This window comes from Pseudomonas laurylsulfativorans (assembly GCF_002906155.1).
In the GTDB taxonomy this organism is placed as follows: domain Bacteria; phylum Pseudomonadota; class Gammaproteobacteria; order Pseudomonadales; family Pseudomonadaceae; genus Aquipseudomonas; species Aquipseudomonas laurylsulfativorans.
Window position 1 is genome coordinate 1 of sequence record NZ_MUJK01000020.1, and the last position, 25,040, is coordinate 25,040.

Below are 25,040 nucleotides of genomic sequence, written 5' to 3' on the forward strand. Positions count from 1 at the left end.
CATCGAGGCGCGGGGCGACACCCCCACTCAGACGCCGGATAGATGAAAGCAAGCCAAACACGCATCAAATACAGTATTGCAGAAAAGGGGGTAACCATAGATGTAGGAGCGAGCTTGCTCGCGATGGGGCCCTCCGGATCGACATAGATCCCCGAGCGGTACTTGCATCTTGCGCACCCACCCGCATAACTAGCTGCATGAACCTGCCCATCCCCGCAGACAGTGCCCTGAGCGGCTTTCATCCCGCCGTCAGCGCCTGGTTCAACCACACGTTCGCTGCGGTCACCGCCGCCCAGGCCCGGGCGTGGCCGTTGATTCGCCAGCGCCGTTCGACCCTGGTCGCCGCGCCCACCGGCTCCGGCAAGACCCTCACCGCCTTTCTCGCCGTCATCGACGACCTAGTACACCGCGGCCTGGAACGCCCCGAAGGCTTGCCCGACGCCACCCTGGTGGTCTACGTCTCGCCTCTCAAGGCGCTGTCCAACGACATCCAGATCAACCTGCAAAACCCGTTGGCCGGCATTACCGAGCAATTGCGCGTGATGGGCCTGCCCGAACTGCAGATCAGCACCGCCGTGCGCACCGGTGACACGCCGCAAAAAGACCGCTCGGCGATGCGCAAGACGGCGCCGCACATTCTGGTGACCACACCGGAATCCCTCTACGTGCTGCTCGGATCTGATTCCGGCCGGCAGATGCTCGGCACGACACAAACGGTGATCATCGACGAGATCCACGCCATGGCCGCCAGCAAACGCGGCAGCCATCTGGCACTGAGCCTTGAACGCCTGCAAGCACTCTGCCCGGAACCACTGCTGCGCATCGGCCTGTCGGCCACGCAAAAACCTATCGAAGCAGTCTCGCGTTTTCTGGTGGGCCGCGATCGCCCCTGCGAGATCGTCGATATCGGCCACGCCCGCCCTCGCGACCTGGATATCGAAGTGCCGCCCGTGCCGCTGTCGGCGGTGATGGCCAACGATGTCTGGGAGCTGGTCTACGACCGCCTCGCCGCCCTCGCCCGGGAACACCGGACCACGCTGATTTTCGTCAACACCCGACGCCTGGCCGAACGCCTGAGCCGGCACCTGAGCGAGCGTCTGGGCAAGGATGCCGTGGCGGCCCACCACGGCAGCCTGGCCAAGGAGTTTCGCCTGGAAGCCGAGCAGCGGCTCAAGCGCGGCGACCTGCAAGTGCTGATCGCCACGGCATCGCTGGAACTGGGGATCGACATCGGCGACGTCGACCTGGTGTGCCAGATCGCCTCGCCGCGTTCGATTGCCGGGTTTCTGCAACGGGTTGGCCGCTCCGGACACCAGGTCGGCGGCACGCCCAAAGGCCGTTTGTTCGCCACCACCCGCGACGACCTGATCGAATGCGCCGCACTGCTCGACTGCGTACGCCGGGGCGAACTCGATACATTGCTGATCCCGCAAGCGCCGCTGGACGTGCTGGCTCAGCAGATCATCGCCGAAGTCAGTTGCCAGGAATGGCCGGAGCAAGCGTTGCTGGAGATGCTGCGCCGCGCCTCACCCTACGCCGCACTCGACGACAAACACTACCAGGCGCTGCTGCACATGCTCGCCGAGGGCTACAACGGCCGTCAGGGCATCCGTAGCGCCTACCTGCACCGCGACGCCGTGAGTCGCACCCTGCGCGGTCGACGGGGCGCGAAACTGACCGCGGTGACCAGTGGCGGGACCATTCCGGACAACGCCGACTACAGCGTGCTGTTGGAGCCGCAAGGGCTGAACATCGGCACCATCAACGAAGACTTCGCGGTGGAAAGTATTGCCGGGGATGTCTTCCAGTTGGGTAACACGTCCTATCGAATCCTGCGCGTGGAAAGCGGCAAAGTGCGGGTCGAGGATGCCCAGGGCCAGCCGCCGACCATTCCGTTCTGGCTCGGGGAAGCGCCGGGGCGCAGTGCCGAACTGTCCTCGGCGGTGGCGCGTTTGCAGGCACAACTCGACGACCTGCTGGGTGCCGCGCCAGGCAACTTGCAACCAGCACTCGACTGGCTGACCGAGACCTTGGGCCTGAACCTCGCCAGCGCCGAACAACTGGTGGACTACCTGGCCCGTGCGCGACAAACGCTGGGTGCCCTGCCATCGCAAGACACGTTGTTGATGGAGCGTTTTTTCGACGAGTCCGGCGGCACGCAACTGGTCATTCACACGCCGTTCGGCAGCCGCATCAACCGCGCCTGGGGCCTGGCCCTGCGCAAGCGTTTCTGTCGCACCTTCAACTTCGAGTTACAGGCGGCCGCCAGCGAAGACGCCATCGTGCTGTCGCTGTCCACCAGCCACAGTTTTGAACTGGACGATGTCTGGCGCTACCTGCACAGCAACAGCGCCGAACGCATCCTGATCCAGGCCGTGCTCGACGCGCCGCTGTTCGGCGTGCGCTGGCGCTGGAATGCCGGCGTAGCCCTGGCCCTGCCGCGCTACAGCGGCGGGCGCAAAGTCCCGCCGCAGATCCAGCGGATGAAAAGCGAAGACCTGATTGCCAGCGTGTTTCCCGATCAGATCGCCTGCGTGGAAAACCTCGCCGGTGAACGGGAGATTCCCGACCATCCGCTGGTGGAGCAAACCCTCGACGATTGCCTGCACGAAGCCATGGACACTGAAGGCTGGTTGGCCTTGTTACGGCGCATGGAACGCGGCGACATTCGCCTGATCAGCCGCGACTTGCCGGCGCCTTCGCCGCTGGCGGCGGAGATTCTCAGCGCCCGGCCCTATACCTTTCTCGACGATGCGCCACTGGAGGAACGCCGCACCCAGGCGGTGCTCAATCGGCGCTGGAGTGATCCGCAATCCACCGACGATCTCGGTGCACTGGACACCGAGGCGATTGCCGCTGTGCGCGACGAAGCCTGGCCAGCGCCCACCGGGGTCGATGAAATGCACGAAGCCTTGATGAGCCTGGTGTGCATCACCGATGCCGAGGCCGGCGCCAATGCGCAGTGGTTCGACTGGCTCACGATTCTCGCCGACAGCGGACGCGCAAGCCGTTTGCAGATCAACGCCAGGCAATCGTTGTGGCTGGCGCTGGAGCGTCTGACCTGCCTGCGGGCGATTTATCCACAGGCCAAATTGACGCCCGCCCTGCAAGCGCTGCCAGACTTCGATGACGTCTGGGAAGCCGACGAAGCCGTCTTCGAACTGATCCGCGCGCGGCTCAGCGCCTTCGGGCCACTTGCGATCGACCGCATTGCCGAACCACTCGGCTTGCCCGCTGCTCAGGTTAATCAAGCACTGGCGCAACTGGAGCGCGAAGGCTACGTGCTCCGCGGTCGCTTCACCCCAGGCACCAGTCAGGAAGAATGGTGCGAGCGGCATTTGCTGGCACGGATTCACCGCTATACGGTCAAGCGCCTGCGTCGGGAAATCGAACCCGTGGCATTGCAGGATTTCATGCGATTCCTGTTCGATTGGCAGCATGTATCGAGCGCAAGTCAGGGCCAGGGGGCGGCGGTACTGCCAGCCGTCGTCGCGCAATTCGAAGGCTACCCCGCCGCTGCTTCAGCCTGGGACAGCGACATCCTGCCGGCGCGGATCAAGGACTATTCGGCGACCTGGCTGGATGAGTTGTGCCGCAGCGGCAGACTGGTGTGGACACGCCTGACTGCGCACAACAAAAGCGCCAGCACCGCGCTGCGCAGTACGCCGATTGTGTTGCTGCCGCGCAACCGGGTCGGCCTCTGGAGCGGCTTGACCGAACAGACGCCGATCAACGAACTGTCGCCGAAAACGCAAAAGGTCCACGCCGCCCTCAGCCAGCATGGCGCGCTGTTTTTCGATGAGCTGATCCATGAGGCCCACTTGCTGCGTTCGGAGCTGGAAATCGCCCTGCAGGAACTGGTGGGCGCAGGGCTGGTGAATGCCGACAGCTTTGCCGGATTGCGCGCATTGATCACCCCGGCCAGCAAGCGCCAGCCGCGCAACCCTCGGCGCGGGCGCGGGGCATATATCGGAGGCATGGATGACGCCGGGCGCTGGGCTTTGTTGCGACGCGCGCCTGCCACGACGGTGGTGCAAAACCAGCGCCCCGCACCGATGCCTGCCGACACCCTTGAACACATCGCCATGACCTTGCTGCGCCGCTACGGCGTGGTGTTCTGGCGTTTGCTGGAACGTGAGGCGGACTGGTTGCCGAGCTGGCGTGAACTGCTGCGCACTTTCCATCGCCTGGAGGCGCGGGGCGAGATTCGTGGAGGGCGCTTTGTCAGCGGTCTGGCGGGGGAACAATTCGCCCTTCCCGAGGCGATTCCATTGCTGCGCGAGGTCCGGCGTCGGCCCCATGACGGCAGCCTGGTCGCGGTGTGCGGGGTCGATCCGCTGAACCTCGCCGGCACGCTATTGCCTGGCGCGAAAGTCCCGGCGCTGGCGAGTAATCGGCTGGTGTATCGCGATGGGTTGCCGGTGGCTGCCGAGATTGCCGGCAAACAACAGTTTTGGGGGGAACTGGATCAACAGGCGAGTGCTGAAATACATAAAAAACTGATTCAACACAATTACCTGTAGGAGCTGGCTTGCCAGCGATGAGGCCGTCAGGTTCAACATCAATGTTGCCTGACCCGGCGCCTTCGCTGGCAAGCCAGCGCCTACAGGGGGGTTGTCATTGAGACCGCGGCCGATCCGGCATCAGCACCGCCGCATGCTCTGGCTCAACCTCGGGTGGTGCTTCGACCGGATGCCGCGGTACCAGCGCCTGTTGTGGATAAGTCTGCGCAAAATTCACCCACGGGCAGTTATCCACAAGCTTTTTCAAACGCTGGTTGAAGGCTCGGCTCACCGCATATTGGCCACCAGACACCGTGCGGAATTGCGCAGTCAGCACCACACCGTTGAGGTCCATCTTGTCGACGCCGAACACATCCAGCGGCCCTTGCAGGTTGTAGCGCAGGAACGGGTCGTTGCTGATGGAGTGTCCGGCCTCGCGGATCAGTTCGATGGCCTTGTCGACATCGGTGTCGTAGGTGAACTGCACCGAGAAAAACGCATAAGCGAATTGCCGCGATTGGTTGGTCACGGCCTTGATCTGGCCGAACGGTACCGAGTGCACGAAGCCCTTGCCGTCGCGCAGGCGTAAGGTGCGGATGGTCAGGCCTTCGACCGTGCCGGCATGCCCGGAATCAAGCACCACCCAGTCGCCGATGGACAGGGTGTCTTCGATGATGATGAACAGCCCGGTAATCACGTCCTGCACCAGTTGCTGGGAACCGAAACCGATTGCCAGGCCGATGACCCCGGCACCGGCCAGGAACGGCGCGACGTTGATGCCCAGGTTGGCCATGGTGGTGATCGCGCAAATCACCACCAGGATGATTTTGATCGCGTTGCGCAGCAGCGGCAGGATGGTTTTCACCCGCGTGCTCGGTTGGCGCGCCGAGCGCTTGTTGGTCGGTGGTTTCAAGGCCTCCTGTATCGCCGTGTCGAGCAACACCCAGACCATCCATGTCACCAGCAGGATCAAACCGATGTGGCTCAGGGAATCACTGATCGCCCGGCCCACGGCATTGGTCACTGCGAACTCGAACAGCGACACGCCCCAGATTCGCCCGAGAATATCGATGAACACGATGGCCATGCCGATGCGCAGCAAGGCATGGGACAGATTGAGAAAGCGTTCCTTGTAGGCGCTGCTGCGGCGCAGGTCCGCTTCGCTGCGGGCCTTGAACAAATGGTGCAGCGTGGTACTGAGAAACACCGTGGCAATCAGCAACACCGTGGAGAACAAGGCGCTGCGCAGGACTCTCTGGTTGTCTGCCCCGGCGCCGATCAGGTTGATGATCGAGACCAGCACCATCAACAGAATCGGCCAATACCAGAGCCCGGAAAATATCCGCAGGGTTTCACGCAATGCCGGTTGGCTGAGGCGCTGGGCCAGCGGCAGGATGCGGATGACCTGGGCTACCGGGCGACGCATGCGGATCACCAGCAAGCCGAAGGAAATCGACGCTGCCAATCCGGTGAACACGGCGATGCTGCTGGTGAGATTGCTGCCCAGTTGATGGGCGATCTGCGGACTGGTCAGGGCATCGCTCAAGGCCACCAGAAAGCCGATAAAGAACAAGGGTCGGGGACTCTTCTCGCGGATGATCTGCACCGCCCGCCGCTTGTGCCCGGCATTGAACACCACCACCAGCGACAGCACCAATGACGCGGCAAATATCCCTGCGCTAGCGGCATAAGCCAGACACAGCGCCAGCGCCCGCCCCGCCGATATCGGCAAAAACTGGCTGGCATAAATGGTCAACGGCAGACTGACCACCGCCGGAAGGGTGTAGGGCAGTACGTAACCGAGCAACGCCTGGCCCCGTTCACGACTGAGCAGCAGACGATGCTCGCACAGGCGTCTGGCGGCCATCCGCCCAAGCAGCCAAAGACAGGCAAACACGGCCGCCCATACGCAGGTCAACAGCAGGAAATCGCCCGCGACGCTCCAGGGCGAACGGGCCGATGGCTGATTGACCAACTGATCCACTTCATCGGCCGCGCGGTCGGCACGCAGGCGCCAGACGTCGACGAGGTTTTCGTTGAGATCGAGTTTGGTCTGGACCTCGTCGATGCTTGAGCTGATGGCCCCCAATAATCCGCCTTGCACCAGCGGTTCGGGGTGCGCCGGCGGCGTCGCGGCGGTCGCGGCGGCCGGCAATCCCGGTATCGCGGCGGCCTCCAGTTGCTCGCTGCCCACGAACAGTAATGCTCCCAGCAGTATCGCCGTCTTGAGCCTGATCAAAGCACCCGCTCCTTTGGCTGTGTCTGTAAGAAACTGATCGAGAAATGCCGGCCAAGTTCGGATATTGCCACCGCAAAACCGGATGGCAATACCCTCTGTGGCGAGGGGGGTTGTCGGATCGCCGCATCGCCCCGCTCGGCTGCCAAGCAGTCGTAAACCCATTGCATGCGGTGTATCAGATGAACTCGAACGGTAGGTTTTAGGGGCGCTTCGCACCCCAACGGGGGCAAGCCCCCTCGCCACAAGTATGCCCCCGCGCTCGCGATCTTTGCGTCCAAGGCAAATATCAAATGTCCATCCCTGTATTTTTCTGAACGAGCCAAATCCCGACACTGCACTCCATCACATCATTGCACCGGAGTTGCAGCCATGCCCATTGCCTTGCTCGCGCTGACCCTCAGCGCCTTTGCCATCGGGACGACCGAGTTCGTCATCGTTGGCCTGTTACCCACCATAGGCGCCGACCTCGGCGTCAGCCTGCCATCCGCCGGGTTGTTGGTCAGCCTGTATGCCCTTGGTGTCGCCGTCGGCGCCCCGGTACTGACGGCCCTCACCGGCAAGGTCCCGCGCAAGTTGCTGTTGTTGTCGCTGATGGTGCTGTTCACCCTCGGCAACCTGCTGGCCTGGCAAGCACCGAGCTACGAGTCGTTGATCCTCGCACGAATCGTCACCGGCCTGGCCCACGGGGTGTTTTTCTCGATCGGTTCGACCATCGCCACCAGTCTAGTGCCGAAGGAAAAAGCCGCCAGCGCGATTGCCATCATGTTCACCGGCCTGATACCGGCGTGCCGCTGGGGACATTCATCGGCCAGGCTGAGGGCTCCCTCCGCGTTGTAACAGGTCACTGAAAATCCCTGTGGGAGCTTGCTCGCGATGACGGCGGACCATTCAACATGGATGTGACGGATAAACCGCTTTCGCGAGCAAGCTCTCCCACACTTGTTCGGTGGTGTTCTGTAGAAAATGTACCGCCCGTAGCCCCATCGAAACTTTCGTCGCCGCCCCAGAGTCATCCAAAGACAGAAGCCGTCAGGCGGGAGGCGACATGACAGTGAATCACACCGATATTCCCGCACACTCAAACGTTACCGATATACGGGGACAGAGTCCGTCCGTCACTTGTCGCTTCACGGTGCTGACGGTCAACACCCATAAAGGTTTCACCGCGCTCAACCGGCGTTTCATCCTGCCGGAACTGCGTGAAGCGGTGCGCAGTGTGTCTGCCGATGTGGTGTTTTTGCAGGAAGTCCACGGCACCCACGAACAGCACCCCAAGCGCTACACCAATTGGCCGGCGATGCCGCAATACGAGTTTCTCGCCGATACCCTGTGGCCGCAGTTCGCCTATGGCCGCAATGCGGTGTATCCGACGGGTGATCACGGGAATGCACTGTTGTCGAAGTTCCAGATCATCCGCCACGACAACCTCGACGTGTCCATCAGCGGCCACGAGAACCGCGGGCTCTTGCATTGCGTGTTGCGTCTGCCCGGCGACGGTCGGGAGGTGCATGCGATTTGTGTGCACCTGGGGCTACGCGAAAGCCATCGCACCGCGCAACTGAAGTTGCTCACCCAGCGCCTGGATGCCCTGCCCGGAGATGCCCCGGTGATGGTCGCCGGGGATTTCAACGACTGGCGCCAGCGCGCCGATGCGGTGCTCAAACCCAGTGGTCTGCGTGAAGTCTTCGCCGCGCAGCATGGCAAACCGGCGCGCAGTTTTCCCGCGCGCTTGCCGGCATTGCGCCTGGACCGCATTTACGTACGCAATATGAAGGCCAGCCATCCGCAAGTACTGACCTCCCGGCCCTGGTCGCACCTTTCCGACCACGCCCCGCTATCGGTGGAGATCGAGTTATGAGCACCCGACCGATGGAAAAAACCACGATGGAACACATCCCTGCTCCGCCCACGCGCGAGCCGACAGCGGTCGATGTCGAATACGGCTGGCAAGGCAGCAATCGCGTCGAGTTGCTGGAAAATGGCGAGGAGTACTTTCCCCGGGTGTTTGAAGCCCTGCGTCGGGCACAGAGTGAAATCCTGCTGGAAACTTTCATTCTGTTTGAGGACAAGGTCGGCAATGAGCTGCAACAAATCCTGATCGAAGCCGCTCAGCGCGGTGTGCGCACTACCGTCAGCCTCGACGGCTTTGGGTGCGGCGAACTGAGCACCGGGTTTCTCACCGCCCTGACTGCGGCCGGCGTGCACCTGCAGATGTTCGACCCGGCGCCGAAACGCCTGGGTATCCGCACCAACTGGTTCCGGCGCCTGCACCGCAAGATTGTGGTGGTGGATGGCAGTATCGCGTTCGTCGGCGGGATCAACTTTTCCGCCGATCATCTGGCCGACTTCGGTCCCGAGGCCAAACAGGATTATTCCGTGGAGGTGCAAGGCCCGGCCGTGGCCGATATCCATCACTTCGCCCTGCTGCAATGCGGTCGCCCGGTGCGGGCCAAATACTGGTGGCAACGGCGCCGGTTGCGGCGTTCGGAACTGGCCTTCAGCGATCACGATGGCCAGGTGCGTCTGGTGTACCGCGACAACGGTGAACACCCGACCGACATCGAAGAGGTTTACCGCCAGGTATTGCGCCAGGCACAGCGCCGAGTGGTGATCGCCAACGCTTACTTCTTTCCCGGTTTCCGCCTGCTGCGCGAGATCCGCAATGCGTCCCGCCGGGGCGTGGAGGTACGGCTGATCCTGCAGGGCCAGCCGGACATGCTGGTGGCCAAGCTCGCTGCGCGCATGACCTACGATTACCTGCTCAAATCCGGGGTGAAGATCTACGAATATTGCGACCGCCCACTGCACGGCAAGGTCGCGTTGGTGGATGAAGACTGGAGCACCGTCGGCTCCAGCAACCTCGACCCGTTGAGCCTGTCGATGAATCTGGAAGCCAACGTACTGATCCGCGACCGCGGCTTCAATCGACATCTGTTCGATCGCCTGGAAGACCTGAGCGACAACCACTGCAAGATCATGTCTTGCGACCTCACGCCACGCGGGCGTGTCTGGCACATGACCATCGGTTTTCTGGTGTTTCATTTCCTGCGGCATTTCCCGGCATGGGCCGGTTGGTTGCCGGCGCATAAACCTCGCCTGAAACCCTTCCACCCGCCAACCGGGAGCGCCGACCATGAACCGCGCTGAGACCCACGCGCCAGCCCACGCAAACAGCTCGGGCAAGCCCCATTGGAGCCGCTGGAAACGACCACTGACGATGCTGTTTTTCCTGATGCTGATCGTGCTGTTCGCGACACTCGCCCAGCGCATCGAATGGAACGAAGTGTTCGATAACCTGGCCGATTTCAAAGTGCGCACGCTGATCATTGCCTCGGGGCTGACCCTGGTGAGCTTTCTGGTGTACGCCTGCTTCGATTTGATCGGCCGCACCTACATCCGCCAGAACCTGACATGGAAGCAGATCCTGCCCGTGGGGATCATCAGCTACGCCTTCAACCTGAACCTGAGCGCCTGGGTCGGCGGCATCGCCATGCGTTACCGGTTGTATTCGCGGCTCGGGGTCAGCAAGAGCAACATCGCGAAAATCCTCGGCCTGAGCCTGGCGACCAACTGGTTCGGCTACATGGTGATTGCCGGCGCTGTGTTCAGCAGCGGGTTGGTGCGCATGCCACCGGGCTGGAAGCTCAGCAGTAGCGCGCTGCAAGGCGTGGGGGTTTTGTTGTTGCTGCTGAGCGCCGGGTACCTGGCGGCGTGCCGGTTTGCCAAACGTCGGGAGTGGGCGATTCGTGGCATCGAGATTGACCTGCCGTCGCTGCGCATGGCAGTGCTGCAACTGGCCCTCGGCGCCCTGAACTGGTCGCTGATGGCAGCGGTGATTTTCACCTTGCTGCCGGGCAAGCTGGACTATCCACTGGTGCTGGGCGTGCTGTTGATCAGCGCCATCGCCGGGGTCATCACCCACATCCCGGCCGGGCTCGGCGTGCTCGAGGCGGTGTTCGTGGCGCTGCTGCAACATGAGGCTTCGCGGGGCAGCCTGGTGGCGGGACTGCTGGCCTATCGGGCGATTTACTTCATTCTGCCGCTGTTGATTGCCCTGGTGATGTATTTGCTGGTGGAGGCCAAGGCCAAGTCGTTGCGGATTTCCAGGAAACCCAAGTGATTTTGTGTTGATTGTGAGGACGCCTTCGCATCCACCAACAGACCCTGTGGGAGCGGGCTTGCCCGCGAAGGCGTCCGCAAGATCACCACAAATCTCAGGACGATTGAATAATGCTCAACCGCTCCCCCACCACCATCTCGGTAATCCAGTCGACGAGAATCGAGGTGTACGCCTGTTGGGAAACCGGCTCGCTCAAGGCATGGTCGGCGCCGTCGATGATGCGGTGGGTCAGCGAGTGCGTCTGCTGACACGCCGCGCGGTAACTCATGATCGTCGCATGGGGCACGTGGTCGTCAGTCTCGGACTGCACCAGCAGGACATCCCCGGTGAATTGCGAACAGGCGTGCAAGGCGCGGTTACTGTCGGCACGCACCAGAGTACTTCGATAGTCACGCAGATCCAGCTTGTCCAGCTCGCGTTTCGGCGCGTGCCATTGCTCGTCGCGATACAGCGCCGGTACCCGTAGCGCCAGCCAGCGCACGGGTCTGAGCGAGGTCAGGATCGAGGCCAGATACCCCCCGTAACTGGTGCCTACAACGGCAATTGCCGAGGTATCGAGCGCTGGGTGCGCGAGCAAGCGGTCATAGGCGGCCAGCAGGTCGCGCAGGTTGTCTTCGCGGGTTACGCGGGACAATGGAATGCCGGTGCCGCCGGTGTGCCCGCGCAGGTCGAAGGTCAGGCAGACGCAGCCCAACCCGGCGATGCCTTTGGCGCGCTCCAGGTCCCGCTCCTGACTGCCGCCCCAACCGTGCACGAAGAGCACGCCGGGGACTTTCGATTTTGGGCTCAGAAAAGTCCCGCTCATCTGTTCGTTGTCGATGTCGATCTGTATGGATTCGCTTCTAGCCGTCATAGGATTTAACCGTTACGTACTTGAGAAGAAAGTCACTGGACTGCGCCGGCCCGCGATACACCTCGATAGCGTCTGCCGGCAACGGCTGATCGCTGTAGGTTTCCACCGAAGACACACGAATCGCGCGCATCTGCGGATCGTTGACGAAACTCTGCAAGGCCGCCACCTCGGCGCTGCTGGCACCGCCCATACGCCAGGACTGTTCGAGCACGCCGCTGCGCGGCTGGCCGTCACTGTCAACGCCCTGGGCGATGTCGTAGTTGCGCCGCGAGGCATAAAAACCGGGATAGGCTTCATCTGCCGCCGTGTCGAACACCTGTGCCTGATGGATTGCCAGGCGCACATCTTCCGGCAGATCGAGCTCCAGCAATTGGTCATAGCCACCCGGTACGACCAGCAGGTTGGACCCGCCATATACAGCCTCGCCCTGCGCGTCTTCAGTCAGGTATTGATCACCGCAGTAACTGAGCACCTTGCCACCAATAAAACTCTGGCCGACGCTGTGGGTGATCACCTGGTCCAGATCCTGTTCGAACACCACGCCTTCGCTGAACGTAGTCTCGGCCTCCGGCCTGGCAAGCACTTCATCGAACTGGTCGAGGCTTTTGACCACTTCCTGACCACGTCCGGCGCAGGCATGGATCGGCTTCAGGCGGATCGGCCCGGTGTACAACAGATGCTCCGCCGCCGGGCGCGCGTCCTTCAGGGAAAACACGCTGAGACCGTCGAGCACCACGCTGCGCACCCGCTCGGCAAACAATGGCGCCCAGCCTGGCGGCGCATGGGCGTGGCGGTTGAGCAATCCGTGACTGATGGCCTTGGTGCAGATGAAGTCGTGGTCGACATAACCACCCCACAAATCTTCCGGCCCCTTGATCCCCAGTTGCCTGGCAGCCGCAGCGCCCACAAGAGTCTGAGTCGGCAACAGGTAGAGATCCCGCCCGTCGTGCAACTGCGGGTCGTAGCTGCCGCCGTACTTGAGCCCCAATATCTGCGCCAGCCAGCGGGCCAGCGCACGGTTGGTTTCGACTTCATGCAGCGGTGCGTCGGCGAGCACCGAATGGGCGACCACCAGTTTCTTGCTATTTGTTGGGGTCATGCATCCCCCTTCAATCGACGCTTGATGAATGTAGCTGAAGGGGTGCAGGGATCAGGCCAAGGCTCGTTTCGGCATAAGGCGTATTAAATCAGCCCGTTGCGCAGAAAGTGATGGCGGGGGGCCTGTTTTATTCTGCACGACCCCCGTCGAAACTCCGGCATTTTGCACGACTCCAACCAGCACACCCGCTCCTGTGGGAGCGAGCTTGCTCGCTCCCACGATGGATTTGTGGTGCTGCGCCTACCGCGTCGCGGCCCCCGGCGTCACCCCAAACCGCGTCCGATAATCACTCGGCGCCAGCCCGGTGATTTTCTTGAATGTCGCGCGAAACGCCCCGGGATCCTGATAACCCACGGTCCAGGCAATGTGGTCGATGGTGCCGTTGGTGAATTCGAGCATTTCCCGGGCCTTGCCGACTCGCAGATGCTGGCAGTATTCGGTGGGTTTGAGCGCGGTGGCCGCACGGAATCGTCGCAGGAAGGTACGTTCTTCCATGCCTGCCTTTTCGGCCATTGCCGCCAGCGATACATCAGTCGCCCCGGTGCTTTGCAGCCAGTGCTGAACCTTGAGGATCGCGACATCGCCATGGCTGAGAATCGGCGCAAAATTACTGCCGCACTCACTGGCACTGTCGCTGTGCTCCACCACCAGAAACCGAGCGGTGCTGGTGGCAATGCTCGGCCCCAGGAGACGGTTGACCAGTCGCAACCCCAGCTCGGACCAGGCCATCAACCCGGCGGTGGTGATCAGGTCGCCGTCATCGACGATCGGCGTATCGGCCTTGAGCCTGATTGCCGGGTAACGTTCGGCGAAGGTTTTGGCCGAGGTCCAGTGGGTGGTGGCGCTGCGACCGTCGAGCAGGCCGCTTTCGGCCAACAGGATAGAGCCCACGCAAACCCCGCCTAGTGTCGCGCCCCTGGCATGTTGCTCGCGTAACCAGCGGATCAATCCCAGTGGGGCTTGGCCCTCGGTAAATCCGGCAATCGACGGTGGAATCAACACGGCCACCAGAGCGCGCTCCGGGGCGGGATGACTGTCGAAGACCCGAACCGGCGGTTGATCGCCCTCGACCTGCCAATGGCTGATGCGCAGTAGCGGCAACTGCGCAGACTGATGTTCGGCGGCGATCCGGTTGGCCACCCCGAACAAGTCCGTCAAGCCATGCACCGCCGCCATCTGCGCGCCGGGATAGATCAGCACACCGAGTTCGGCGATTGCCCTTTCTGCGTCCATTGTCAGTTTTCCCCCTCTTATTGTCGGTGCGGCCAATCCCCGGATCGCCTGCCAGCGCCAATACTTGATTCCACACCAATACACACTTCGAGGAAACAGTCATGGCCAAGCAAGCGCTCATCGTAGTCGATATCCAGAACGACTACTTCCCCCAAGGCAAGTGGCCGCTGGTCGGTGCCGACGCCGCTGCAGACAACGCCGTTCGCCTGATCAAGGCCTTCCGCGACGCAGGGGATTCGGTGGTGCACATCCGCCACGAATTCACCTCCGAAGAGGCGCCGTTTTTCACCCCGAACTCCGAAGGCGCCAAGCTGCACCCCAAAGTGATCAACCGCGCCGACGAGCCAGTGGTGCTCAAGCATTTCGTCAACTCGTTCCGCGAAACCGAGCTGAAATCTATCCTCGACGAGCAAGGCATCAAGGAGCTGGTCGTCGTGGGCAGCATGAGCCACATGTGCGTGGACGGCATCACCCGCGCGGCGGCTGACTTTGGCTACAAGGTGACCGTGATCCACGACGCCTGCGCCACCCGTGACCTGGAATTCAATGGCGTGAATGTACCGGCGGCCCAGGTTCATGCAGCGTTCATGGCGGCCTTGGCGTTTGCGTATGCCAGCGTGGTGTCGGCCAACGATTTTCTCGCGGCCTGAGTCTGCGATTAAATTCCACCGCCCATAAAAAACCCGCACTTCCAGGGAGGTGCGGGTTTTGTGTTTCAGCTTGCCGCTTGTAGCTTGAGGCTTGAGGCTTGCAGCTGCTTTAGAACGGAATATCGTCATCAAAGCTGTCGAAGTCCGGAGCCGGCTGAGGAGCCGCCTGCTGTGGAGCAGGACGCGACTGTTGCGGCGCCGACTGCTGTGGACGCGGAGCCTGTTGGCGCGGAGCGGATTGCTGGTAGTTGTTACCGCCACCCTGGCCTTGTTGGTCGCCCTGTGGACGGCCGCCCAGCAGTTGCATGGTGCCTTGCATGTCGACCACGATTTCGGTGGTGTAACGCTTGATACCGTCTTTTTCCCACTCACGGGTCTGCAGCTTGCCTTCGATGTAGACCTGCGAACCTTTACGCAGGTATTCGCCAGCGATTTCCGCCACTTTGCCGAACATCGAAACACGGTGCCATTCGGTCTTTTCGACTTTCTGACCGGTTTGCTTGTCGGTCCATTGTTCGCTGGTCGCCAGACTCAGGTTGGTCACGGCGTTACCGTTAGGCAAGTAGCGAACTTCGGGATCCTGGCCGCAAGTGCCGACCAATATGACTTTGTTAACCCCACGGGCCATAACGTTCTCCTAGGCTACGCACGCTGCCCCGGCCGGGTTGTTCACCAGGCGCTCAAGGGTGGTGCGATCCAATAGTTCGGTGTCCAGTTTGATGTAAATCGCCGCCTCTTCCGCGACGATGACTGCATCTGTTACCCCTACGACCGCCTTCAGGCGCTCGACCAGACCCGCTTCGCGGATCGCCTCGGGCGACAACGGCAAGCGCAGGCTTGTGACGTAGGGAGGTTCGCGCATGGTAACAGCAAAGGCCAGCCAGAGGGCAGCGAGACCGGCGCATCCGAGGAACACAACCGACAGACCGCCATGCTGGAACAGCCAGCCACCGAGGATTCCCCCCAGTGCCGAACCAAGGAACTGGCTGGTGGAATAAACCCCCATCGCCGTGCCCTTGCCACCTGCCGGTGAAACCTTGCTGATCAGCGACGGCAATGAAGCCTCCAGCAGATTGAAAGCGGTGAAGAACACCACCGTACCGATCACCAGAGACCGCAGGCTGTCGCCGAACTGCCAGAAGAATAGCTCAGTGAGCAGTAGCGTCACGACGGCGCCGAGCAAAACTCGTTTCATTTTGCGTTTCTTCTCGCCGTAGATAATGAACGGGATCATGGCGAAGAAAGAAATCAACAGCGCGGTCAGGTACACCCACCAGTGCTGCTCTTTGGGCAGCCCCGCCTTCTCGACCAGCGCCAGCGGCAAGGCGACGAAGCTGGACATCAGCATCGCGTGCAAGACAAAAATGCCCAAGTCCAGGCGCAGCAGGTCCGGATGCTTGAGCGTCGGCATCAGCGCCTGGCGCGCGACACCGGATTCGCGATGCTGCAACGGGCCGGTGGAGCGCGGCACCATGAACATCACGATCACGATGCCGATCATTGCCATGCCGCCGGTGGCGAGGAACAGCCCCGACAGGCCGAAAGCGCGGGTCAGCAGCGGGCCGACCACCATGGCGACCGCAAATGACAGGCCGATGGTCATGCCGATCATGGCCATGGCCTTGGTCCGGTGCTGCTCGCGGGTCAAGTCAGACAGCAAGGCCATGACCGCCGCAGAAATCGCCCCGGCGCCCTGCAGGATTCGCCCGGCGATCACGCCCCAGATCGAATCGGCATTGGCTGCCAGCAGACTGCCGAGGGCAAATACGATCAGGCCCAGGTAAATCACCGGGCGGCGACCGATGCGGTCGGAAATGAAACCGAAAGGAATCTGGAAAACCGCCTGGGTCAGGCCATAAGCGCCAATCGCCAGGCCGATCAGGGCCGGCGTGGCTCCAGCCAGGTCCATCCCATAGGTCGCCAGTACCGGCAACACCATGAACATGCCAAGCATACGGAAGGCGAACACCAGGGCCAGACCGCTTGCTGCGCGGGTCTCGCTACCACTCATGCGCTCGCTGTGGGGATCGTGCATGGAAAAACCTCATGTGAACCGGCGGCGATTCTACCAGTCCCATCGATTGGCGGGGTATATCGCGACGCTTTGACGCGCATTGCTGACACACTCTTCATGTAAGACAGTAACCCACTCGTTTGATAGTGTGCATCCATCCAGTATTTGGCCGTATACTCCTACGTTTTCGACGCCCGCCGAGCGAGGCCACCTTGGACAAGATCCTGATTCGTGGGGCTCGAACCCACAACCTGAAGAACATCGACCTGACCCTGCCACGGGACAAGCTGATCGTCATCACCGGCCTGTCCGGCTCCGGCAAGTCGTCCCTGGCTTTCGACACCCTGTACGCCGAAGGTCAGCGCCGCTACGTCGAATCGCTGTCGGCCTACGCCAGGCAGTTCCTGTCGATGATGGAAAAGCCCGACGTCGACACCATCGAAGGCCTGTCGCCGGCAATCTCCATCGAACAGAAATCCACCTCGCACAACCCCCGTTCGACGGTCGGCACCATTACCGAAATCTACGACTACCTGCGTCTGCTTTATGCACGCGTGGGTATTCCTCGTTGCCCGGATCACGACATCCCGCTGGAAGCACAGACCGTCAGCCAGATGGTCGACCTGGTCCTCGCCGAGCCGGAGGGCAGCAAGCTGATGCTGTTGGCCCCGGTCATCCGCGAGCGCAAAGGCGAACACCTGTCTGTCTTCGAAGAGCTGCGCGCACAAGGGTTCGTCCGTGCCCGAATCAACGGCAAGCTTTACGAGCTGGACGAAGCGCCCAAGCTCGACAAGCAGAAAAAACACACTATTGATGTCGTGGTCGACCGCTTCAAGGTCCGCGCCGACTTGCAACAACGCTTGGCCGAATCCTTCGAGACCGCGCTGAAACTGGCGGACGGCATCGCCCTGGTGGCACCGATGGACGACGAGCCCGGTGAAGAGATGATCTTCTCCGCACGCTTCGCCTGCCCGATCTGCGGTCACGCCATCAGCGAGCTGGAGCCCAAGCTGTTCTCCTTCAACAACCCGGCCGGCGCCTGCCCGACCTGTGATGGTCTGGGGGTAAAGCAATTCTTCGACATCAAGCGTCTGGTCAACGGCGAACTGACCCTGGCCGAAGGGGCAATTCGCGGCTGGGACCGGCGCAATGTCTATTACTTCCAGATGCTCGGGTCGTTGGCGGCCCACTATAAATTCAGCCTGGAAGTGCCGTTCAACGAACTGGCCGCTGATCAGCAGAAAAATATCCTGCACGGCAGCGGCTCGCAAAACGTCGACTTCAAATACCTGAACGACCGTGGCGACATCGTCAAACGCTCGCATCCGTTCGAAGGCATCGTGCCGAACCTGGAGCGCCGTTACCGCGAAACCGAATCGGCATCGGTGCGCGAAGAGCTGGCCAAGTTCCTCAGCACCCAGTCGTGCCCGGACTGCCGTGGCACCCGCCTGCGTCGCGAAGCGCGGCACGTTTGGGTCGGCGAGAAAACCCTGCCGGCGGTGACCAACCTGCCGATCGGCGATGCGTCCGAGTACTTTGGCGGGCTCAAGCTCACCGGCCGGCGTGGCGAAATTGCCGACAAGATCCTCAAGGAAATCCGCGAGCGCCTGCAGTTCCTGGTCAACGTCGGCCTCGACTATCTGTCGCTGGACCGCAGCGCGGACACCTTGTCCGGTGGCGAGGCCCAGCGTATTCGCCTGGCCAGCCAGATTGGCGCCGGCCTGGTGGGGGTCCTGTACATCCTCGACGAACCCTCCATCGGCCTGCATCAGCGCGATAACGACCGGCTGTTGGGCACCCTCAAGCACCTGCGCGATATCGGCAATACGGTAATCGTGGTAGAGCACGACGAAGATGCCATTCGCCTGGCTGACTACGTGGTGGACATCGGCCCGGGGGCTGGCGTGCACGGCGGTCATATCGTCGCCGAAGGCACACCGGCCGAGGTCATGGCGCATCCAGACTCGCTGACGGGCAAATACCTATCGGGCCGGGTGAAAATCGAGGTCCCGGCCAAGCGCACACCGCGCAACAAGAAACTGACGCTGTCCCTCAAGGGCGCGCGTGGCAACAACCTGCGCAATGTCGACCTGGAGATTCCGATCGGCCTGCTGACCTGTGTGACCGGCGTATCCGGCTCAGGCAAGTCGACGCTGATCAACAACACGCTGTTCCCGTTGAGCGCCACCGCGCTGAATGGCGCCACGACGCTTGAAGCAGCTGCCCACGACAGCATCAAAGGCCTGGAGCACCTGGACAAGGTGGTGGACATCGACCAGAGCCCGATCGGCCGGACTCCGCGTTCCAACCCGGCGACCTACACCGGATTGTTCACACCAATCCGCGAGTTGTTCGCCGGCGTACCGGAGTCCCGCTCCCGTGGCTACGGACCGGGACGTTTCTCCTTCAACGTCAAGGGCGGCCGCTGCGAAGCCTGCCAAGGCGACGGCCTGATCAAGGTGGAGATGCACTTCCTGCCGGACATCTACGTGCCGTGCGACGTGTGCAAGAGCAAGCGCTACAACCGCGAAACCCTGGAGATCAAGTACAAGGGCAAGAGCATCCACGAGACCCTCGAGATGACCATAGAGGAAGCGAGGGAGTTCTTTGACGCGGTGCCGGCCCTGGCGCGCAAGCTGCAAACCCTCATGGATGTAGGCCTGTCGTACATCAAGCTGGGGCAATCGGCGACCACGCTGTCCGGGGGTGAAGCCCAGCGGGTGAAACTGTCCCGCGAACTGTCCAAGCGCGATACCGGTAAGACCCTGTACATCCTCGATGAACCGACCACCGGCCTGCACTTCGCGGATATCCAGCAACTGCTGGACGTGCTGCATCGCCTGCGCGACCACGGCAACACCGTGGTGGTGATCGAGCACAACCTGGACGTGATCAAGACCGCTGACTGGCTGGTGGACCTCGGTCCGGAGGGTGGCTCCAAGGGCGGGCAGATCATTGCCGTCGGTACGCCGGAGGAGGTGTCCGAGATGAAGCAGTCTCACACCGGCTACTACCTAAAGCCTTTGCTGGAGCGCGATCGGGCCTAACCGAGCCAATAAAAAAGCCCCTGTCACTTCATCAGTGACAGGGGCTTTTTTGTATCTGCTGAATCAGGCGTGGGATTGCAGGTAGTTTTCAAGCCCGATCAACTTGATCAGACCCAACTGCTTTTCGAGCCAGTAGGTGTGATCTTCTTCAGTGTCATGTAATTGAACCCGCAGCATTTCGCGGCTGACATAATCCTTGTGTTGCTCGCAGAGCTTGATGCCCTTGCACAGCGCGGCCCGCACCTTGTACTCCAGGCGCAAATCCGCTTCGAGCATCTCGGTGACCGTGGTGCCGACATCGAGATCGTCCGGACGCATGCGCGGCGTGCCTTCGAGCATCAGAATCCGGCGCATCAGAGCATCAGCGTGCCCGGCCTCTTCTTCCATCTCGTGGTTGATTCGTTCGTAGAGCTTGGTGAAACCCCAGTCCTCATACATCCGCGAATGGACGAAATATTGATCACGCGCAGCCAATTCGCCGGTCAGCAACGTGTTGAGGTAATCGATCACATCTGGGTGGCCTAGCATCGCCCTACATCTCCCTGCTTGAAAGTTGTAGTTTGAACCAACTCGGCCATATCGTCACCCTGAAGACGCAATAAAAGCGAAGATATTCTGAGAAAAGTAGCTTAAATAACGCAAAAACCGCCCAAACAAGGGCGGTTCTGCTTCTCATTTAGACTTCGTTAAGCTGTACGTTGAGCAGCTTTGCGATTGCTTCTCCATACGCCGGGTCGGCCTTGAAGAAATGCTGCAACTGGCGATCAACCACGTCACTCGAGACACCCGCCATCGCGCCGGCGATGTTGCCAACCAGCAGTGATTTCTGCTCGTCAGACATCAAGCGGAACAATGCACCGGCGTGACTGTAGTAGTCGGTATCTTCGCGGTGATCATAACGATCGGCTGCACCGCTCAGGGCCAATGCTGGCTCTGCGTAACGAGGCGCCTGCTTCGGCGACTCGACGTAGCTGTTTGGCTCGTAGTTCGGCGCCGCACCGCCATTGCTGCCAAATGCCATCGAGCCGTCGCGCTGGTAAGTGTTGACCGAGCTGCGCGGAGCATTGACTGGCAGTTGTTGGTGATTGGTGCCGACACGGTAGCGGTGCGCATCCGCATAAGCGAATACCCGGCCTTGCAGCATACGATCCGGCGAGAGACCAACGCCCGGCACCATATTGCTGGGACCGAACGCCGCCTGCTCGACTTCCGCAAAGTAATTCTGCGGATTGCGATTGAGCTCCAGTTCGCCCACTTCAATCAGTGGAAACTCTTTCTGCGACCAGGTTTTGGTCACATCAAACGGGTTCTCGTAATGCGCAGCCGCCTGCGCCTCGGTCATGATCTGAATACACACTCGCCATTTTGGGAAATCACCCTGCTCGATCGCATTGAACAGGTCGCGCTGGGCGTAATCCGGATCGGTACCCGCCAGGCGCGCAGCCTCGGCAGGAGCAAGGTTCTTGATCCCTTGCTGGGTTTTGTAGTGCCACTTCACCCAGTGACGCTCACCTTGAGCGTTGATAAGGCTGTAAGTGTGGCTACCAAAGCCGTGCATGTGACGGTAGCCGTCAGGAATGCCTCGGTCGGAGAACAGGATGGTGACCTGATGCAACGCCTCGGGCGAATGCGACCAGAAGTCCCACATCATCTGGGCACTCTTCAGGTTGCTTTGCGGCAAACGTTTCTGGGTGTGGATAAAGTCTGGAAACTTCAGTGGATCGCGAATGAAGAACACGGGAGTGTTGTTGCCGACGATGTCCCAGTTACCTTCCTCGGTGTAAAACTTCAGGGCAAATCCACGCGGATCGCGCTCGGTATCGGCCGAACCGCGCTCACCACCCACAGTGGAAAATCGCAGGAACGTTGGAGTTTGCTTGCCAACCGCTTCGAACAGCTTGGCACTGGTGTATTGGCTGATATCGCGTGTCACGGTGAACGTACCGTAAGCACCCGAGCCTTTGGCGTGCACACGGCGCTCAGGGATGTTTTCACGGTTGAAGTGGGCAAGCTTCTCGATCAGGTGGAAGTCGTCGAGCAGCAGCGGGCCACGAGAGCCGGCGGAACGGGAATTCTGGTTATCGGCAACAGGAGCGCCACTGGCGGTAGTAAGCGTTGTGTTTTGGCTCATGCGAAATTCCTTCCTCTGTCGGTCTTTAACTGCCGGCTAATCGGCTGAGAAGGAGTATTGATCATCAATATGACAGCTACAAATTCATTAACCTGCAGACATCGATAGAGAAATACTAATGATCATCCCCATCCCATAATGACAACGGGAAGGATTCGAGGATTGTACGAACGGCGCGTTTCTTACAGGCACAAAAAACCGGGCACTAGGCCCGGCTCTTTGTTTCAGACTGACGTCTTACTCGGCGGATACAGCTTCGCCAGCAGTAGCACGATCAACCAACTCGACGTACGCCATAGGCGCGTTGTCGCCAGCGCGGAAACCGCACTTGAGGATGCGCAGGTAGCCACCCTCACGGGTAGCGTAACGCTTGCCCAGGTCGTTGAAGAGCTTACCAACGATAGCTTTCGAACGAGTACGGTCGAAAGCCAGACGACGGTTAGCAACGCTATCTGTCTTGGCCAGAGTGATCAGCGGCTCGGCAACGCGGCGCAGTTCTTTGGCTTTTGGCAGAGTAGTTTTGATCAGCTCGTGCTCGAACAGCGACACCGCCATGTTTTGGAACATGGCCTTGCGGTGCGAGCTGGTGCGGCTCAGGTGACGACCACTTTTACGATGACGCATGGTTCATTCCTTACCAAACACTACGTTCGGTGATTACGACGATCAGGCAGTCGCCTTGTCGTCCTTCTTAAGACTTGCAGGCGGCCAGTTGTCGAGGCGCATGCCGAGGGACAGACCGCGGGAGGCCAGAACGTCCTTGATTTCAGTCAAGGATTTCTTGCCCAGGTTCGGAGTCTTCAACAGTTCCACTTCGGTACGCTGAATCAGGTCACCGATGTAGTAAATGTTTTCCGCCTTAAGGCAGTTAGCCGAACGTACAGTCAGTTCCAGATCGTCAACCGGGCGAAGCAGGATCGGATCGATCTCGTCTTCCTGCTCGACAACCACTGGCTCACTGTCACCTTTGAGGTCGACGAACGCAGCCAACTGCTGTTGCAGAATGGTTGCAGCGCGGCGAATAGCCTCTTCAGGATCCAGAGTACCGTTGGTTTCCAGATCAATAACCAGCTTGTCCAGGTTAGTACGCTGCTCGACACGGGCGTTTTCCACCACGTATGCGATACGGCGAACCGGGCTGAACGAAGAATCAAGCTGCAAGCGACCGATGCTGCGGCTTTCGTCTTCATCGCTCTGACGCGAGTCTGCCGGTTCATAACCACGACCACGAGCTACCACGAGCTTCATGTTCAGGGCGCCGTTAGACGCCAGGTTAGCGATTACGTGATCGGGATTAACGATCTCGACATCATGATCCAGCTGAATATCGGCAGCGGTAACCACCCCCGAACCCTTCTTCGACAAGGTCAGCGTAACTTCGTCACGACCGTGCAGCTTGATAGCCAGACCTTTAAGGTTCAACAGGATTTCAATTACGTCTTCCTGTACACCTTCGATGGCGCTGTACTCGTGGAGCACACCGTCAATCTCGGCCTCGACTACTGCACAGCCGGGCATTGAGGACAACAGGATGCGGCGCAGCGCGTTGCCCAGGGTATGGCCGAAACCACGCTCGAGAGGCTCGAGAGTGATTTTGGCGCGGGTTGGACTGACAACCTGCACATCAATGTGGCGGGGTGTCAGGAACTCATTTACCGAAATCTGCATGGATGCACCTATTTTCTAGCCCTTACTTGGAGTAGAGCTCGACAATCAGGCTTTCGTTGATGTCGGCGGACAGATCACTGCGAGCTGGAACGTTCTTGAAAACGCCCGACTTCTTCTCAGTGTCTACTTCTACCCATTCTACGCGGCCACGTTGGGCACACAGATCGAGAGCTTGGACAATGCGAAGTTGATTTTTTGCTTTCTCGCGAACAGCAACCACGTCACCAGCACGAACCTGGTAAGACGGAACGTTAACGGTCTGACCGTTTACGCTGATCGACTTGTGCGATACCAGCTGACGGGATTCGGCACGAGTCGAACCAAAGCCCATACGGTATACAACGTTGTCCAGACGGCATTCGAGCAGTTGCAGCAGGTTCTCACCGGTTGCACCTTTCTTGCCAGCAGCTTCTTTGTAGTAGCCGCTGAACTGACGCTCGAGAACGCCGTAGATACGACGGACCTTCTGCTTTTCACGCAGTTGGGTGCCGTAGTCGGACTGGCGACCGCGGCGTTGGCCGTGGATACCAGGTGCTGCTTCAATGTTGCACTTCGATTCGATCGCGCGCACGCCGCTCTTCAGGAAGAGATCGGTGCCTTCGCGACGAGCGAGTTTGCATTTTGGACCAATGTAACGAGCCATTCTTTACAATCTCCTGGATTACACGCGGCGCTTCTTCGGCGGACGGCACCCGTTGTGCGGGATTGGCGTCACGTCGGTGATGCTGGCGATCTTGTAGCCACAGCCGTTCAAAGCGCGGACTGCGGATTCACGACCTGGACCTGGACCTTTGACGTTGACGTCGAGGTTTTTCAGGCCGTATTCCAGCGCAGCTTGACCAGCACGTTCAGCAGCTACTTGAGCAGCAAACGGGGTGGACTTGCGGGAACCGCGGAAACCCGAACCACCGGAGGTAGCCCAGGAAAGAGCGTTACCTTGACGGTCGGTAATGGTCACGATGGTGTTGTTAAAAGATGCATGGATGTGGGCGATGCCATCAACCACTGTCTTTTTAACTTTTTTACGAGGACGAGCAGCAGGTTTTGCCATGATTAAATTCCTGTCGATTCGCTGGGGCGATTACTTGCGGATCGGCTTACGCGGACCTTTACGGGTACGCGCGTTGGTCTTGGTACGCTGACCGCGTACTGGAAGACCGCGACGATGACGCAGACCGCGATAGCAACCGAGGTCCATCAAGCGCTTGATTTTCATGTTGATTTCGCGACGCAGGTCACCTTCAGTGGTGAACTTCGCCACTTCGCCACGCAGCTGTTCAATTTGCTCGTCGCTCAGATCTTTGATCTTTGCTGCTGGGTTTACCCCAGTCTCTGCACAAATTTTCTGTGCAGTAGTGCGACCAACACCATAGATGTAGGTCAGCGAGATAACAGTATGCTTGTTATCTGGAATGTTAACGCCTGCAATACGGGCCATTCAGTGGGACTCCAATTGACAGCTACCTACGCCCCGGAAGCCAAGA

19 protein-coding genes and 1 pseudogene are annotated in these 25,040 nt (G+C 60.4%); 7 read left to right on the forward strand and 13 right to left on the reverse strand.

The annotated features are described in order from the left end of the window. Window positions 1–197 precede the first annotated feature (197 nt). Window positions 198–4,523: a DNA glycosylase AlkZ-like family protein gene (locus B0D71_RS30235; RefSeq protein ID WP_103397972.1), complete on the forward strand. Its 4,326-nt coding sequence runs from the start codon at window positions 198–200 to the stop codon at window positions 4,521–4,523. 94 nt (window positions 4,524–4,617) lie between these two features. Here B0D71_RS30235 and B0D71_RS30240 read toward each other — a convergent pair whose 3' ends face one another. Then, a complete protein-coding gene (locus B0D71_RS30240) occupies window positions 4,618–6,741 on the reverse strand; it encodes a mechanosensitive ion channel family protein (protein WP_103397973.1) in 2,124 nt (707 codons plus the stop codon). Window positions 6,742–7,110: 369 nt separating this feature from the next. On the opposite strand from B0D71_RS30240, the pseudogene B0D71_RS30250 reads away from it, so the two are divergent. From B0D71_RS30250 to B0D71_RS30265, 4 genes and pseudogenes are all read left to right on the forward strand, one after another. Next, a pseudogene (locus B0D71_RS30250) lies at window positions 7,111–7,562 on the forward strand (MFS transporter); the annotation flags it as partial. A gap of 224 nt (window positions 7,563–7,786) precedes the next feature. Continuing rightward, window positions 7,787–8,599, forward strand: coding sequence for an endonuclease/exonuclease/phosphatase family protein (locus B0D71_RS30255; RefSeq protein ID WP_103397974.1), 813 nt, complete (start codon window positions 7,787–7,789; stop codon window positions 8,597–8,599). Next, window positions 8,596–9,888, forward strand: a complete 1,293-nt coding sequence (gene clsB / locus B0D71_RS30260; protein ID WP_103397975.1) for a cardiolipin synthase ClsB — start codon at window positions 8,596–8,598, stop codon at window positions 9,886–9,888. Before B0D71_RS30255 ends, clsB begins: the two co-directional genes overlap by 4 nt. Further along, window positions 9,875–10,861, forward strand: coding sequence for a lysylphosphatidylglycerol synthase domain-containing protein (locus tag B0D71_RS30265; RefSeq protein WP_103397976.1), 987 nt, complete (start codon window positions 9,875–9,877; stop codon window positions 10,859–10,861). Before clsB ends, B0D71_RS30265 begins: the two co-directional genes overlap by 14 nt. Before the next feature lie 94 nt (window positions 10,862–10,955). On the opposite strand, the gene B0D71_RS30270 is transcribed toward B0D71_RS30265, so the two are convergent. The 3 genes from B0D71_RS30270 to B0D71_RS30280 all read right to left on the reverse strand — a co-directional run bounded on the left by B0D71_RS30270 (window position 10,956) and on the right by B0D71_RS30280 (window position 14,046). Continuing rightward, entirely contained in the window at window positions 10,956–11,714 is a 759-nt protein-coding gene (locus tag B0D71_RS30270; RefSeq protein WP_103397977.1) for an alpha/beta hydrolase family protein, read from the reverse strand. After that, window positions 11,704–12,813 carry a DUF3182 family protein gene (locus B0D71_RS30275; protein WP_103397978.1) on the reverse strand — a complete coding sequence of 370 codons (1,110 nt, stop codon included), beginning with the start codon at window positions 12,811–12,813 and terminating at the stop codon, window positions 11,704–11,706. Before B0D71_RS30275 ends, B0D71_RS30270 begins: the two co-directional genes overlap by 11 nt. A gap of 240 nt (window positions 12,814–13,053) precedes the next feature. Beyond that, window positions 13,054–14,046, reverse strand: a complete 993-nt coding sequence (locus B0D71_RS30280; protein WP_103397979.1) for a GlxA family transcriptional regulator — start codon at window positions 14,044–14,046, stop codon at window positions 13,054–13,056. Between the two features lie 101 nt (window positions 14,047–14,147). On the opposite strand from B0D71_RS30280, the gene B0D71_RS30285 reads away from it, so the two are divergent. Next, window positions 14,148–14,696 carry a cysteine hydrolase family protein gene (locus B0D71_RS30285; protein WP_103397980.1) on the forward strand — a complete coding sequence of 183 codons (549 nt, stop codon included), beginning with the start codon at window positions 14,148–14,150 and terminating at the stop codon, window positions 14,694–14,696. Window positions 14,697–14,805: 109 nt separating this feature from the next. Here B0D71_RS30285 and B0D71_RS30290 read toward each other — a convergent pair whose 3' ends face one another. Further along, on the reverse strand, window positions 14,806–15,324 hold the full coding sequence (locus B0D71_RS30290; protein ID WP_007984430.1) for a single-stranded DNA-binding protein: 519 nt from the start codon (window positions 15,322–15,324) through the stop codon (window positions 14,806–14,808). A gap of 9 nt (window positions 15,325–15,333) precedes the next feature. Further along, window positions 15,334–16,731 carry an MFS transporter gene (locus B0D71_RS30295; protein ID WP_103397981.1) on the reverse strand — a complete coding sequence of 466 codons (1,398 nt, stop codon included), beginning with the start codon at window positions 16,729–16,731 and terminating at the stop codon, window positions 15,334–15,336. 191 nt (window positions 16,732–16,922) lie between these two features. Between B0D71_RS30295 and uvrA the strand changes: the two genes are divergently transcribed. Beyond that, complete coding sequence (gene uvrA / locus B0D71_RS30300) at window positions 16,923–19,757, forward strand: excinuclease ABC subunit UvrA (protein WP_103397982.1); 2,835 nt, start codon at window positions 16,923–16,925, stop codon at window positions 19,755–19,757. A 63-nt stretch (window positions 19,758–19,820) separates the two neighbouring features. On the opposite strand, the gene bfr is transcribed toward uvrA, so the two are convergent. The 7 genes from bfr to rpsM all read right to left on the reverse strand — a co-directional run bounded on the left by bfr (window position 19,821) and on the right by rpsM (window position 24,994). Next, window positions 19,821–20,285, reverse strand: a complete 465-nt coding sequence (gene bfr / locus B0D71_RS30305) for a bacterioferritin (RefSeq protein WP_085727994.1) — start codon at window positions 20,283–20,285, stop codon at window positions 19,821–19,823. Window positions 20,286–20,433: 148 nt separating this feature from the next. Then, the gene (locus tag B0D71_RS30310; RefSeq protein WP_103397983.1) at window positions 20,434–21,888 is read right to left on the reverse strand and encodes a catalase; all 1,455 of its coding nucleotides are present in this window, start codon (window positions 21,886–21,888) and stop codon (window positions 20,434–20,436) included. A 237-nt stretch (window positions 21,889–22,125) separates the two neighbouring features. Continuing rightward, window positions 22,126–22,512: a 50S ribosomal protein L17 gene (gene rplQ, locus B0D71_RS30315; protein ID WP_007970429.1), complete on the reverse strand. Its 387-nt coding sequence runs from the start codon at window positions 22,510–22,512 to the stop codon at window positions 22,126–22,128. 42 nt (window positions 22,513–22,554) lie between these two features. Next, window positions 22,555–23,556: a DNA-directed RNA polymerase subunit alpha gene (locus B0D71_RS30320; RefSeq protein WP_007970428.1), complete on the reverse strand. Its 1,002-nt coding sequence runs from the start codon at window positions 23,554–23,556 to the stop codon at window positions 22,555–22,557. 22 nt (window positions 23,557–23,578) lie between these two features. Then, window positions 23,579–24,199: a 30S ribosomal protein S4 gene (gene rpsD, locus B0D71_RS30325; RefSeq protein ID WP_003176404.1), complete on the reverse strand. Its 621-nt coding sequence runs from the start codon at window positions 24,197–24,199 to the stop codon at window positions 23,579–23,581. A gap of 18 nt (window positions 24,200–24,217) precedes the next feature. Further along, on the reverse strand, window positions 24,218–24,607 hold the full coding sequence (rpsK, locus tag B0D71_RS30330) for a 30S ribosomal protein S11 (RefSeq protein WP_002555466.1): 390 nt from the start codon (window positions 24,605–24,607) through the stop codon (window positions 24,218–24,220). 30 nt (window positions 24,608–24,637) lie between these two features. Further along, window positions 24,638–24,994: a 30S ribosomal protein S13 gene (gene rpsM / locus B0D71_RS30335; protein WP_009045849.1), complete on the reverse strand. Its 357-nt coding sequence runs from the start codon at window positions 24,992–24,994 to the stop codon at window positions 24,638–24,640. Window positions 24,995–25,040: the final 46 nt, after the last annotated feature.